The sequence below is a fragment of the Peptoniphilus sp. DNF00840 genome (assembly GCF_001553125.1).
Taxonomy (GTDB): Bacteria; Bacillota; Clostridia; order Tissierellales; family Peptoniphilaceae; genus Peptoniphilus_A; species Peptoniphilus_A vaginalis.
The window spans coordinates 1-13,964 of the sequence record NZ_KQ960210.1 but is presented as its reverse complement, the minus strand read 5'-3'; the positions used below and the strand labels follow the sequence as shown (position 1 = coordinate 13,964).

The 13,964-nt window shown below is 36.2% G+C and carries 14 protein-coding genes; 12 read left to right on the top strand and 2 right to left on the bottom strand.

The window, feature by feature from the left end:
- Positions 1 to 1,051 precede the first annotated feature (1,051 nt).
- The 5 genes from murB to HMPREF1864_RS04405 are packed head-to-tail and all read left to right on the top strand — an operon-like array spanning position 1,052 to position 5,373.
- A complete protein-coding gene (murB, locus tag HMPREF1864_RS04425; protein ID WP_062571636.1) occupies positions 1,052 to 1,945 on the top strand; it encodes a UDP-N-acetylmuramate dehydrogenase in 894 nt (297 codons plus the stop codon).
- Between the two features lie 22 nt (positions 1,946 to 1,967).
- The gene (gene rapZ / locus HMPREF1864_RS04420; protein WP_062571635.1) at positions 1,968 to 2,834 is read left to right on the top strand and encodes an RNase adapter RapZ; all 867 of its coding nucleotides are present in this window, start codon (positions 1,968 to 1,970) and stop codon (positions 2,832 to 2,834) included.
- Positions 2,819 to 3,787 carry a gluconeogenesis factor YvcK family protein gene (gene yvcK, locus HMPREF1864_RS04415; protein WP_062571634.1) on the top strand — a complete coding sequence of 323 codons (969 nt, stop codon included), beginning with the start codon at positions 2,819 to 2,821 and terminating at the stop codon, positions 3,785 to 3,787. Before rapZ ends, yvcK begins: the two co-directional genes overlap by 16 nt.
- A 47-nt stretch (positions 3,788 to 3,834) precedes the next feature.
- On the top strand, positions 3,835 to 4,851 hold the full coding sequence (fni, locus tag HMPREF1864_RS04410) for a type 2 isopentenyl-diphosphate Delta-isomerase (RefSeq protein WP_062571633.1): 1,017 nt from the start codon (positions 3,835 to 3,837) through the stop codon (positions 4,849 to 4,851).
- Entirely contained in the window at positions 4,852 to 5,373 is a 522-nt protein-coding gene (locus HMPREF1864_RS04405; RefSeq protein WP_062571632.1) for a HutD family protein, read from the top strand.
- 58 nt (positions 5,374 to 5,431) lie between these two features.
- Here HMPREF1864_RS04405 and HMPREF1864_RS04400 read toward each other — a convergent pair whose 3' ends face one another.
- Positions 5,432 to 6,319 (bottom strand): DUF2207 family protein, encoded by an 888-nt coding sequence (locus HMPREF1864_RS04400; protein WP_062571631.1) that lies wholly within the window; start codon positions 6,317 to 6,319, stop codon positions 5,432 to 5,434.
- 66 nt (positions 6,320 to 6,385) lie between these two features.
- Here HMPREF1864_RS04400 and trxB point away from each other — a divergent pair, with 66 nt between their 5' ends.
- Complete coding sequence (gene trxB / locus HMPREF1864_RS04395; RefSeq protein WP_062571630.1) at positions 6,386 to 7,336, top strand: thioredoxin-disulfide reductase; 951 nt, start codon at positions 6,386 to 6,388, stop codon at positions 7,334 to 7,336.
- Between the two features lie 60 nt (positions 7,337 to 7,396).
- Here trxB and HMPREF1864_RS04390 read toward each other — a convergent pair whose 3' ends face one another.
- Complete coding sequence (locus tag HMPREF1864_RS04390; protein WP_082718913.1) at positions 7,397 to 8,761, bottom strand: MATE family efflux transporter; 1,365 nt, start codon at positions 8,759 to 8,761, stop codon at positions 7,397 to 7,399.
- A 265-nt stretch (positions 8,762 to 9,026) separates the two neighbouring features.
- Between HMPREF1864_RS04390 and hydE the strand changes: the two genes are divergently transcribed.
- From hydE to HMPREF1864_RS08595, 6 genes are all read left to right on the top strand, one after another.
- Positions 9,027 to 10,067 (top strand): [FeFe] hydrogenase H-cluster radical SAM maturase HydE, encoded by a 1,041-nt coding sequence (gene hydE, locus HMPREF1864_RS04385; protein ID WP_062571628.1) that lies wholly within the window; start codon positions 9,027 to 9,029, stop codon positions 10,065 to 10,067.
- 22 nt (positions 10,068 to 10,089) lie between these two features.
- Positions 10,090 to 11,511 (top strand): [FeFe] hydrogenase H-cluster radical SAM maturase HydG, encoded by a 1,422-nt coding sequence (gene hydG, locus HMPREF1864_RS04380; protein ID WP_062571638.1) that lies wholly within the window; start codon positions 10,090 to 10,092, stop codon positions 11,509 to 11,511.
- Entirely contained in the window at positions 11,511 to 12,686 is a 1,176-nt protein-coding gene (gene hydF / locus HMPREF1864_RS04375; protein WP_062571627.1) for a [FeFe] hydrogenase H-cluster maturation GTPase HydF, read from the top strand. The genes hydG and hydF overlap by 1 nt, the downstream gene beginning before the upstream one ends.
- A gap of 354 nt (positions 12,687 to 13,040) precedes the next feature.
- Positions 13,041 to 13,283, top strand: coding sequence for a hypothetical protein (locus HMPREF1864_RS04370; protein WP_062571626.1), 243 nt, complete (start codon positions 13,041 to 13,043; stop codon positions 13,281 to 13,283).
- Positions 13,283 to 13,714, top strand: coding sequence for an HD domain-containing protein (locus HMPREF1864_RS04365; protein WP_062571625.1), 432 nt, complete (start codon positions 13,283 to 13,285; stop codon positions 13,712 to 13,714). Before HMPREF1864_RS04370 ends, HMPREF1864_RS04365 begins: the two co-directional genes overlap by 1 nt.
- Entirely contained in the window at positions 13,707 to 13,880 is a 174-nt protein-coding gene (locus HMPREF1864_RS08595) for a hypothetical protein (RefSeq protein WP_197415058.1), read from the top strand. The genes HMPREF1864_RS04365 and HMPREF1864_RS08595 overlap by 8 nt, the downstream gene beginning before the upstream one ends.
- Positions 13,881 to 13,964 lie beyond the last annotated feature (84 nt).

The following is a 13,964-nucleotide window of genomic DNA, read 5'->3' as shown; positions in this document are numbered from 1 at the left end:
GCAGGCTTTTTTGCCTGCTTTGTCATCAGTCTGAGCAGCCAGAGAAAGGCTGCTTTTTTCGTGAAAATTATTTTAAAAAGGGTTTTATAATTTTTATTTTCTGATAAAGTTTTTATTTTTAAATTAGTTTTTGTAAAGCAGAGCTTTACGAATCAATATTGGAGGGGCTTAGGGGCATCGTGAGGCCCCTTGCCCCTCCAAACCACCCCCTTCACCCCACGTACGTTGAGTCCAAAAAAATCGGTCATGCTAAATTTTCAAAACTCATTCGCTTCGCGAATTCAAACAGTTGAAAATTTTTAACGCATAACCGATTTTTTTGCTCATTAGATGCACCTGATTAGCTCGCGGCTTATGGGATAAGTTTTAATTCTTTATGAAGTGATTACATCTTATAACCTTGTAACTAATTATGAAGTTGTTGTTCCTTATGAAGTCATAGAAAATGATAACTTCACAAATAAATGTAAACTCATAAAAAGTTAAAGCTTAATAATTTTTGATTAGGCTTTATTTTTTTGTAACTTTATATGCAGTTGTGAGCTTGGCAATAGTGCCCAACTTGTTGAAGGCTTATGAGTTTGTAAAGTTTGCCAATAAATCGCAAGCTAATAAGGCAGTAAGCAAAAATTTCGGAGACGTTAAAAAATTTCAATGTTTGAGCGATGCGAGTTGACATGACCTAACCCAATTTACGTAGCAAATTGATGGTAGGTCAGTTCGCAAATTGGAGCTTGCGACAATTTGTGTTCTACTGCAAAAAAAGATATCTGCCGCTCGGGGTTGTTGGCAAAGGTCCCTGCCAGGTCGTTGAAGGTGTTGGGGGTGGCCCGGAGGGGGATGCCACGCAGGCACAAGCGGACCAATCGAAAGGTCACTCGTGCCCGTATGGGTATAACCCCCTCCAGAAAGGGAATAGTAAAGCTTTGCTTTACAAAAACTTCTTAAAGATTAAATCTTTACAATCAATCTAAAAGCGTTAGCTTTTAAAACTTTTTCTTTTCCCCTCTTTCAATGTTATAATTGACTTAGTATTTAATTGAGGTGTTCTATGTTATTTGATATAAATGAAAATTTGGGAGATTTTTTCTACGATGAGCCTATGAAGAACCACACTTCTTTTTGTGTTGGCGGTCCTGCTAAGCTTCTCATTAAGCCCAATGATGAAGTGGCTCTTGTGGAAATTTTAAAATCTATTAAAAAAAATAATTACAAATATTATATTCTTGGCAACTGCACTAACATCATTGTAAGGGACAAGGGTTTTGACGGTATTATCATCAAGCTTAAAAATAAGTTAAATGATGTTAAAAAAGTTTCTGACAAGGAAATTTATGCGGGGACTGGTGCCAGCATGAAAAAAATTAGCGAGTTCGCCATGGAAAATTCTCTTACCGGTCTTGAGTTTGCTCACGGTATTCCAGGCTCTCTTGGTGGTGCCGTTGTTATGAATGCTGGTGCCTATGACGGAGAGATTAAAAATGTTGTCAAGAGCGTGAGACTTCTTGATGAAGATTTAAAGGTTATTGAAGTTCCTGGTGATGAGATGAACTTTTCTTACAGGCATTCTCTTGTTCAAGAGAGGGACTTAATTGTCCTTGGTGCGACCTTCTCTCTTGAAGATGGAGATAAGAACGAAATAAGAGAAAAGTATGAGGATTTTGACCAAAGAAGGGCTGACAAGCAACCTCTTGATATGCCTTCTGCTGGTTCGACTTTTAAGAGGCCTACAGGTTATTTTGCAGGGAAATTAATTGACGATTCTGGCCTAAGAGGCTTTACCCACAAGGGGGCTGGCATTAGCGAAAAGCATTGTGGCTTCGTTGTAAATAAGAACAAGGCTACAGCCCGAGATGTACTTGAAACTATCGAAATAGTTCAAAAAGTTGTTCGCGATAAGTTTGGCGTGACTTTGGAGAGAGAAGTTAAAATTATTGGTGACTAAGTGTCTTTAAGTTGGTGATTAAATGGAAATTATAATTATTACTGGAATGAGTGGATCGGGCAAGTCCTATGCCCTTGATGTCTTTGAGGACCTTGGCTATTATGCCATGGATAATCTTGCGCCAGCCCTTTTGCCAAAGTTTTGTAACATTGCCCTTGATGCAAAGAGCAAGAATTTTGAAAAGGTAGCTGCTGTTGTAGACATGAGGAGTGGTGAACTTTTCAACGATTTTTATTCTGCCTACGAAGAGCTAAAGGGAATGAATTTAAAAATCAGGCTCTTGTTTCTCTATGCTGATATGGAAACTATTATTGCGAGATACAAGGAACTTAGAAGACCCCACCCTATGAATAGGTCCATTGTTGATGGTTATAATTTTGAGGAAGCAACTCTTTCAAAGATTAAGGAGAGTGCCGACTTTGTCATTGACACAACAGGACTTTCTACAAAAAATTTGAGGAAGCAACTTATGGCCTTTGTTTCTTATGACGAGAAGGACAACTTTGCCATTGAAGTCACAAGCTTTGGTTTTAAGTCTGGCATTTTAAAGGATGCAGACCTCGTATTTGACGTGAGGTTTTTGCCAAATCCTTTTTATATAAAAGAGCTTAAAGATTTAAATGGAAATACTGAAGAAGTTAGGGACTTTGTTATGAAGTGGGATGTCACAAGAGAATTTATAGATAAGACTATAGACCTCTTGAAGTTTTTGATTCCAAACTATATGGCTGAGCAAAAGAGGGTTCTTACAATTGGGATAGGTTGCACTGGAGGCTTTCACAGGTCTGTTGCCATAGCTGAAGAGATAGGCAGAATCCTCAAGGAAGAGTACAAGTCCACCTATGTAACCCACAGGGATATGGAGAAAAATTTATGGAAAAAAAGATAGCAGTCCTAGGTGGAGGTACAGGCATCTCCACTATTTTGCGTGGACTAAAAGATTTTACTACAAATATTTCTGCTGTTGTCTCTATGTCTGATGATGGTGGGGGAAGTGGAATCTTAAGAGAGGAACTAAATATTCTTCCACCAGGAGATGTGAGAAGGTGTCTTATAGCTCTTTCCAACACTGACAAGACCATGAGGGACTTGTTGAGCTACAGGTTTAAGTCAGGATCCTTAAAAGACCAAAATGTGGGAAATATTTTAATTGCAGCCCTCACTGATATTTTTGGGTCTTTTGACAAGGCTCTTCTTGAAATGTCTAGTGTCTTTAATGTAACAGGCAAGGTAATCCCAGTGACTCTTGATGAAACTCATCTTGTTGCAGAGTTCGAGTCCAAGGATAAGGTTGTGGGAGAGTCCTACATTCCAAAAATGTGCTACAGGCTAAACACAAAAATCAAAAAGATGTCTATGATTCCCCACTATCCAAGTGCGAATGAAGATGCACTTGAAGCAATTTTATCATCTGATATCGTTATAATTGGACCGGGATCTCTATACACTTCTATCATTCCAAATTTTTTAGTTGGAGGAATTAATGAAGCTCTAAGAGATACAAATGCCAGGGTTATTTATATTGCCAATGCCATGACCCAAAAGGGAGAAACAAAAAATTATTCCTTGAAGGACCACTTCGAGGCAATTTTAAAACACTCCAACTACGAATTTATTGATGAAGTCATAGCCAATGACCTTAGGGCAACAGATGAAATTTATCAATACTACTACAACAAGGACGAATCAAGTCCAATCTTTGCCACAGAAGAAGATAAAAAATATTTTAAGGAAAAGAATGTCTTGCTAACAGAGGGCGAGTTCATAGAAATTAAGGACGGCTTTATTAGGCATGACGGCGACAAGATAGGGGCCAGCATTTTTAGAAGTCCTTTCTTGTAAAAAAAATTTAAAGATGTTATTATTTATTTGTTATAAAGGAGGATACAATGAGGAAATATAGAAAGACAGAACATATAGAAAATTTTCTTCGATCAACTTATGTTGGCGACCCACTTTTTTCTGATATCTTTTTGTACAATGACTCTCTCCCAGAGATAAATTATGATGAAATTGATACAAGCCTTAATTTTTTAGATAAGAAAGTAAAATTTCCATTGATGATAAATGCCATGACTGGTGGCTCAAGTCTTTCAGAGGAAATAAATAGATCTCTTGCAAATGTGGCAGTGGAGTACGACCTTCCTATGGCTGTGGGATCACAAACTATTGCTCTAGAAGACGAAGACTCAAGAAAGTCCTTTGAAATTGTAAGAGAAATAATAAAAGATGGAGTTGTAATCTCAAACCTATCTGGATTTGCTAGTACTGAAGATGCAAAGTTAGCAGTTGACCTCTTAAGGGCAGATGCAATTCAAATCCACTTAAACCCAGCCCAAGAACTTGTACAAGTTGAAGGGGAGAGAAACTTTCGTGGAATTTTAAATAACATAGAAAAAATTGTAAAGACTTCTGAAGTCCCTGTAATCGTAAAAGAAGTTGGCTTTGGAATGTCACAAAAAACTGTGAAGAAACTTCACGACGTTGGAGTTAAGTATGTAGATATATCTGGTTACGGTGGCTCAAACTTTTTCGAAATTGAAAACCTAAGAGAACCTAATGCAGATATCTCAGATTTATTTTCTTGGGGAATTCCAACAGCCTTAAGTTTAATTGAAGCAAAGAAACTTGCCTACGATGATATGTTTTTAATAGCATCAGGTGGAATAAAAACTTCTGTGGATCTAATAAAGAGTCTTTGTCTTGGAGCAGATATGACAGCAATTAGCGGCGAAATTCTTTCCTACATTATTCGTGGTGGATACGAATACACCTTAAGATACATTGACGGACTAATGGAAAAGACAAAGGCACTTATGATGTTAAATGGAGTAAGAAATATTTCTGAACTTCAAAAAGTTGACTACAAGGTAACTGGAAAGCTAAGAGAATTGTTGGAGGACTAAATGAAATTTATAAAAAAAGAAGAATTTAAAGATTCAAATTGGTCTGCAGGTGTTACAACAGAAGTTTTCATCTATCCAGAAGGAGCAAGTGTTGGCGAAAAGAACTTTGACTTTAGAATTTCAACAGCAACTTGCAAGGACAAGGAATCAGTTTACACACCCTACACAGGTTTTTACAGATACATCACACCAATTGACAATGTGATGGACATTGAAAGTGATGGAAATAAATTTAAATTAAATCCCTTTGAAGTTTTATTTTTTGACGGAGATCACTCCACAAAATCATCAGGCGATGTTAGAGACTTCAACCTAATTTATAAGAAGGGACAAGAAGCCAAGATGTTCTCCTTAAATATAAATAATTTTGACTTTAAGGCAGACAAGAGGGCAGTGATTTTTAATTACGATTCAGAATTAAGGGTCCAAGGTAAAGTCTTTGAAAAATTCTCAGCCATCTATTTAGAAGAAGAGAAAATAAAAATAGAAGGTCAAGGGAAAATAATAATTTGCGAATTTTAAAATTTTACAAAAAAAGAAACTGTGAGCCAATCACAGTTTTTTTGATGCAAATTTTTATTTAGTTTCTCACTAGTAAGTGGTCGCCTACGAGGGCAGTCTTAAAGGTCTTGTAAAAGTCTTCATCGAGATAGGTTTCGTATGCCTTGTCATGGAGCTTTTGGCAAATATCTTTCGTAATTTCATATTTAAGTCCAAAGCCAAGAGCTGCTAGAAAGTCCTCTTCACTTGATCCTCTTCCAGCCTTTAATCTTTCTTCAAGATTTTCTAATTCTATAAACTTTTTGTTGCCTAGGTCTGTCATCTTGGAGAAGGATTTGATTAGGTAGGCGTAAAAGAAAAGTGAGAGGACTATGCTTGCGATTCCAAAAAATCTTTCGTTGTAAACTGTCACAATCCCCACAAAAAATAAAATTGAATAAACTACAAAGGCTATAAAAATCTTAAATGTATTTTTTTCTCTTGTGTATAGTCTCTTCTTCATCATTTCATCTTCTAGGAAGTAGATAAAGTCGTTGAACTTCTTGTTGTAGTTATCTGCTTCAGTCCTTCTCAGCTTATCCATTTGTCTTGTGGAAATTGAAGCTCCATCCTCAAGGGAAAAGAGAGTTTCAAAAAGTTTTTTCTCTCCAAGGCTAAGTCCTGACTCTTTTAAGTTCTTCAATATATATTCAACTTTTTCTTCTCCTCGCTTGTTCTTATAAATATTTTTTTCAATCTCAATATTCCCATGAGCCTTGGCTCTTAGGATCATAGCGATGATGGGGTTGTAGATAAAGTTTGGGCCCTTGTAGAGGTAGGCCTTTTCATAATAATTTAAAGCCACATCGTCATCGCTTTCATATGCTTTTTTCTTGTTGAGAAGGTAAAACATAAAGAAGGATAGGATAATAATCAAGACATTTATAATAAAAAAGTATGTAGTTGAAAAGTTCATTTTTAATTCCATTTAATCACCTATCTCTATTATATACAAAAATATATTTTTGGGTATAATAAGAATTGGAGGGATAGAATGTACGATATTATAATAATTGGTGGAGGTCCAGCAGGTTTAACTGCAGGTCTTTATGCAGCAAGAAGTAAAAAGAAAACTTTAATCATAGAAAAGGGCATTGAAGGCGGTCAAATCGCCGAAACAACTCAAGTGGAAAACTATCCAGGCATTGACTCTATAGATGGTGTTGAACTTGGCAAGAGAATGGCAAACCAAGCTAAGAAGTTTGGCGCAGAAATCATCATGGACCAAGTTGAAGATATGGAACTTGATGGAGAAGTGAAAAAAATCAAGGGCTATGTTGACTCTTATGAAGCTAAGGCAGTTATTATTGCAACTGGTGCATCTCCAAGAGAGATTGGCGCACCTGGAGAAAAGGAATACAAGGGACGTGGCGTAAGCTATTGTTCAACTTGTGACGCAGCTTTCTATGAAGATGAAGTTGTCTATGTAGTTGGCGGTGGCGACTCTGCTGTTCAGGAAGCACTTTTCATAACAAACTTTGCAAAGAAGGTTTACATCATCCACAGAAGAGATGAGCTTAGGGCTTCAAAGGTTCTTCAAGAGCAAGCCTTTAACAACGACAAAATTGATTTTATCTGGAACACAACTGTTAAGGAAATCAAGGGCGATAAGATTGTAAATGAAATGATTCTTCACGACACTAAGACAGGCGAAGAGAGATCAATTAAGTCTGATGAACCTTTCGGAATTTTTGTATTTATTGGTTATATCCCAAGTACAGAAATGTTCAAGGGCAAGGTAGAATTAACAGATGATGGCTACATTAAGACTGATGATGAAATGAGGACTAATGTGCCAGGGGTTTTTGCAGCTGGAGATATTAGGAAGAAGACTGTTCGTCAAGTTGTAAACGCAGCAGGCGATGGTGCAGTTGCAGCTACGAATGCTCAAAAATATATTGACGAAGCTGAAGGAAATCTTTACGAAGGTTTTAAAGAAAATTAAAAATTGTTATGCAATAAAAAAGCATTGGTTGAGTTCAGAGTTCAATCAATGCTTTTATTTTTATGAAATTTTATTTTCTTGGGTCCAGTCAACCTTTATTGTGTAGCCAATAATTAAGATGACCCCAATAAGCCAGGAGATTGGGTAAAGTCTGTAGACATTTTCTATAGTGTGATAATGTGGGATGACAAACTTCGCTGCCATTATCCTAAATAAACAAAGTGACAACAAGAGAATTATCATTGGTGGAATAGTTTTTCCAGTTCCCCTCACTGTACCTGCAAGTGAGTGCAAGATGGCAAGCAAGAAGTAGAAGGGACATAAGAATCTGCTTGCAAGGACACCAGCCTCTATTACTCTTGCATCCTTGGTGAAGAGGCCAATTAGTTTTGGTGAAAAATGGTAAAGGAGACTGCCACTTATGAGAGTATAAAGGACCGTCATTATGAGAGTGGTCCACATGCCCTTCTTGATCCTTTCCATTTGTCCTGCTCCATAATTTTGTCCAACGAAAGTTGTAATTGCCATGCTAAGACTTAGGACGGGCAAGATGTTAAAGCCGTCGATTTTAATAAAGGCACCAAAGCCTGCCATGGGTAGGGCACCGAAGACATTGACAGAGGACTGCATAATCACGTTGGAAAGAGAAATAACTGTGTTTTGAATAGCAGTTGGGATTCCAACTTTTAAAATCCTAAGAGCCATGTCCTTGTGAATTTTTAATTTTGAAAGACGGACCTTGTAAATTTCTGGCACCCTAATTAAAAATATGAGGGCAAGTAGGGCTGAAAGGGCCTGACTAATATTTGTTGCAATAGCGGCCCCTTCAACTCCAAGTCCGAAGCTTTTAATAAATAAAAAGTCCAAGATAACATTAGTAGCAGAAGCAATGCCAAGATACAAGAGGGACCTCTTTGAATTCCCCACAGCATTTAAGATGCCTGCTTCCATGTTGTAAATAATATTGAAGACCAGGCCAAAGGAAAAAATTCTAAGATAAGTAATGGACTCTTCCATAACTTCTGCTGGCGTATCCATTTGGTTCAAGAGCCAAGGAGCGAATACATATCCCATAAGAGAAATTAAAAGTCCAAGAAGAAGAGCTATGGAAAGAGAAGTGTGGACGGCAAGTTTCATTTCCTTTTGATTGGCTCCACCCATAGATTGAGAAACTAAAATTCCACAACCCACAGCAATCCCTTGACTAAAAGAAATCAAGAGATTAATAAGAGGAGTGCTTGACCCAACTGCTGCCAAGGCATACCTTCCGAGGTAATTGCCAACAATCATAGAGTCGATGGTGTTGTAGGTTTGTTGGAGAATATTTCCAAGAATTAAGGGAAGGGAGAAGAACAAGATTGTCTTCCAAATAGATCCCGAAGTCATTAAATTTTTTTCAACATTTGATATTGATTTGCTTTTCAATTTTATATCATCCCAAATAAATTTCTTTATAGTTATAAGTTCATTAATAAGTAATATTGTACTTTAAATAGAAAGAAATTACAAAATTGGATTAAAGGGAATAAAAGAATTATACTTTTATAAGTAATATTTATAATCAAAATATAAACTATTTGCTTATGAAGAAAAATAAAATTTTTATCAATTGTGTCAAAATTTTTACACTTGATATATTAACTGTAAGTATTATAATAGATTGTGAACTTTTTAACTAAGATGGGATTGTATGAACAGAACTTTAAATTTATGTGAACAATTTTATAAGTCAAAGGAGATTTCTTTTGAAGATTTTTCTTACCTAATGAGGTTAAGGGGTGAGGAGGCTGAGGTCCTTCATGCCTTTGCAAGAAATTTGGCGGTAAAAAATTTTGGAAATGAAATTTACATAAGGGGACTAATAGAAATTTCCACCTACTGCAAAAATAATTGCTACTATTGTGGGCTTAGGTTGGCAAATAAAAATGCCAAGAGGGTGAGGCTTAGCAAAGAAGAAATTTTAGAACTTGCAGGTCACTCTGTGGACTTGGGAATAAAGACTATTGTCATGCAGGGTGGCGAAGATGACTTTTATAGTCTTGAATACTTGAAGGAAATTATTGGCGAAATCAAAGAAAAATTTCCTGATGTTGCCATAACACTTTCTCTTGGTGAAAGAGATTTTAAGGATTTTGAAGTTCTTAAAAATATGGGGGCAGACAGGTATCTCTTGCGTCATGAAACTTATTCAAAGTCCCATTATGAAAGGCTTCACCCAAACTCTATGAAGTTTCAACACAGGATAGATTCAATTTTCAAATTAAAGGCTCTGGGTTTTCAAACTGGCTGTGGCATGATGGTGGGCTCTCCCTATCAAAAGCTTGAAAATTTATATGAAGATTTAAAATTTATCGTAAAGTTAAAGCCTGAGATGGTGGGGATTGGGCCCTTCATACCCCAGCATGACACACCCTTTAGGGACTTTCCTAGAGGCAAGTTAGATGATGTCCTTAATATTTTATCTATTGTAAGGATTGCAGATGAGAAACTTCTCTTGCCATCGACAACTGCCCTTGGCAGCATTGATGACTTTGGACGAGAGAAGGGTATCTTAGCGGGTGCCAATGTTTTGATGCCCAATGTTGGAGCAGAAAAACTTAGGAAAAATTATAAGCTTTACGATAATAAAATTGGTACAGAAGTTAAAAATTCTGATGACTTTATGGGCCTAGAAGAAAAGCTAAGGAAGATTGGATATAGGATCTCCAGATCAAGAGGAGATTATAAGTGAGGATAAAGGAAGAAGGAAGACAGTGTATAAGGTAGATTCAAAAATTGCAGAAGAATTTATAAACCATCAAGAGATTCTCGATACTCTTGACTATGCAGAAAAAAATAAAAATAACAAGGACTTGTTAGATGAGGTTATTGAAAAGGCGAAGAAGGAAAAGGGACTAAGCCACAGGGAGGCTGCCCTAATTTTACTAGCTGAAGACAAGCACTACCAAGGTGAAATTTATAAGCTTGCTAAGAAGATAAAGGAAGACCACTACGGTAATAGGATTGTTTTATTTGCGCCTCTTTATCTTTCAAACTACTGCGTAAATGGTTGCGTTTATTGCCCTTACCATGCAAAGAACAAATCCATAAGAAGGAAAAAATTATCTCAAGAAGAAATTAGAAATGAAGTAATTGCCCTTCAAGATATGGGTCACAAGAGACTTGCTATTGAACTTGGAGAAGACCCTGTAATCAATACAATGGAATATATCTTAGAATCCATAAAGACAATTTATTCTATTAAGCATAAAAATGGACAAATAAGAAGGGTCAACATTAATATTGCTGCAACAACAGTTGAAAATTATAAAAAATTAAAGGATGCAGAAATTGGAACCTACATCCTCTTCCAAGAAACCTACAACAAGAAGTCCTATGAAGAACTTCACCCAACAGGACCAAAGCACAATTATGCCTACCATACTGAAGCCATGGATAGGGCAATGGAAGCAGGCATCGACGACGTTGGTGTTGGAGTTTTGTTTGGACTTGAAACTTATAAGTACGAGTTAGTTGGTCTTTTAATGCACGCAGAGCACCTAGAGGCAAGATTTGGGGTTGGACCTCACACTATTTCTGTTCCTAGGATCCAACCTGCTGATGACATTGACCCAGGCGACTTTAAAAACGAACTTGCTGATGACATTTTTGAAAAACTTATTGCCCTAATCAGGGTTTCTGTGCCTTACACTGGCATGATTATTTCAACAAGAGAGTCACAAAGGGTTAGAGAACGTGCCCTTGAACTTGGGGTAAGTCAAATCTCTGGTGGATCAAGAACTTCTGTTGGTGGTTACGTTGAAGAAGAAAAGAAAGAAGACAACTCTGCACAATTTGACGTCGCAGACCACAGGACACTTGAAGAAGTTATAGACTGGCTAATAGAACTAGGATACATTCCAAGTTTTTGCACAGCATGTTATAGGGCGGGAAGGACTGGCGACAGGTTCATGCAACTTTGCAAGTCAGGACAAATTTTAAATTGTTGTCAACCAAATGCCCTTATGACTTTGAAGGAATATATGTTAGATTATGGAAACGAAAAGACGAGAGAACTTAGCGAAGACTTAATCGCAAAGGAACTTGAAAAAATTCCTAATGAAGTTGTGAAGAAGAAGGCAAAAGAATATATCTACGAAATGGAAAAAGTTGGAAAGAGAGATTTTAGATTTTAATGGAACTTAACAAAACTAATTCTGGGAACAGGATACACATTGGATTTTTTGGCAAGGTAAATTCGGGCAAGAGCTCAATAATAAATGAATTTTCAGGCCGAGATATCTCTATCGTTTCAAACCAAGAGGGGACAACAACAGATCCAGTTTACAAGTCCATGGAGATAAAAAGCTTGGGACCCTGTCTTCTAATGGACACGCCGGGTATAGGCGACGAAACAGCCCTTGGACAAAAGAGGATGAAGAGGACCGATGAAGTAATTTCAAAAACTGACATAGGAGTCCTAGTTGTATCAGATACCCAAACAGAAGCTGAAAGGGAAATGTTAAAAAAATTTAAGGACACTCCCATTCTTGTTTTAATAAATAAAATTGACATCTTGTCAGAAGATGAAATAAAAAAAATAAGAGAGGACTTCTCATCTTATAAGACAATAGAAGTTTCTGCTGCTAAAAAAATTGGTTTTGATAAACTCTTAGAAGAACTTTTGAAGTTCACGCCAAAGAAAGAAGAAAGACTTTTTGATGGAATGGTGGAAGAAAAAGACCTAATTTTATTAGTAATCCCACAGGATATTGCTGCACCAAAAAATAGGCTTATCCTTCCACAAGTTCAAGCAATTCGTGAACTCCTTGATAGGAATGCTCTAGTTTCTATGGTGAAGCTAGAAGAACTTACAGACATCCTAGGACTTTTAAATAAAAAACCAGACCTAATAGTTGCAGACTCATCTGTCTTCTTAGAAGTTTATGAAAAAATACCAAGAGATGTTAAGCTTACATCCTTTTCAGTCCTATTTGCAAAACTAAAGGGAGATATTGACGAATACGTTAGGGGAGTGGAGGCTCTTAAAAAGATAAATGAGAACTCAAAAATATTAATAGCGGAGTGTTGTACTCATGCCCCAGCAGAAGAAGACATTGGAAGGATAAAAATTCCAAATATGATAAGAAAGAAAGTTGGTCAAGGTCTGCAAGTTGACGTGACCTCAGGCTCAGTCTTCCCAGAAAATATTTCTGACTACGACCTTATAATCCAATGCGGTGGCTGCATGCTAAATGCAAAAAACATTAGAAGTAGAATCGAAAACGCAAAAGGAAAAAGCATCCCAATAACAAACTACGGAATAGTAATAGCATATTTCAAAGGGATACTTGATAAAATAAATTATTAAAAAATTGAATATGAATTATAAAAGAGCTGTGTCACCGCAGCTTTTTTTATTTGATGTTATAAGATAAGCTATCGAAAAATATAATTTAATGAGTTATAATATAAATAGAGTCAACAGTCTATTTATGATTCTTTCTTAATAAGGGCTTAAAGAATTTAAGCACCGTCTAAAACTTTTCTTGCGATTCAGCAAATTTTTCATTTTTATATTTTTTGGATAATTGTCTTTATTTTTACTAGTAAGATTTTTATCTGTGGTTAGCTAAAATAATTTATTTATTTTTAATTTCAATCTGTATTTAAATGCAGAAATTTTTAGAGTAAATAAATTTGGATTATTTAAGGAGTATTAATTTTGAATAAAAATTTAAAAAGTATTTTGGATGATGCGTTTAAAGACAAATTCTATTTTTTACCAGATGATAATAGGTATGCAAAAATTGGGCATGGATATTTCTGGATTAATGAAGGTAAAGTTGAACAGCATCAACCATATATAGATATTGTCTTTGGTGATATCTATGCCATAGAAATAAGCGAAGAAGAGTTTTATGAAGCCTTAGAAAAAAGCAAAAAGAAAGTAAAGGGATACAAGTAATGATTGATTTACTAAGGGCATTTTTTATTGCAGCAAGAGCTCACAAGGGACAAAGAGATAAGGGTGGCAAGCCCTACATCTTTCATCCCCTTAATGTCTCTTTAAATGTTAAGGGGAAAGACGAGAAAATTGTTGCCTTACTTCACGACGTGATTGAAGACACATCCTATACTATTGATGATTTAAAATTTTTGACAGAAGATCAAAGAGAGGCTCTTTTGCTTTTAACTCATGATAAAGACAAACCCTACATGACATACATTGAGGCAATCAAGAAAAATAAAATTGCAAGCAGGGTCAAGCTTGCTGATCTTGATCAAAATATGAAATTAAAAAGACTAAAGACAGTTACAGAAAAAGATTTGGAGAGATTGGAAAAGTACAAGAGAGCAAAAGACTTATTAATTGAGGGGTTGGTAAAAAATGAATAGGGAATACCTCCTAATTAGAATTGCAGGTGGAGACACAAGTGCCAAGGCAAATAACATTGTCCTAGCACCAGAAGATAAAAAGGCTATAGAATGGTATAGGGCAGAAGCTGAAAAGGCAGAAAGGGAAGGTAGAAGTATTGTCTTTTATGCACCCGATGAGGATTGATTATAATGAAATAAAAAGAGAAAAAATTTTTTTAAAAGTACCCCAGACATAATGAACTGACCCCCAAAAGTTGGACTAACAAAC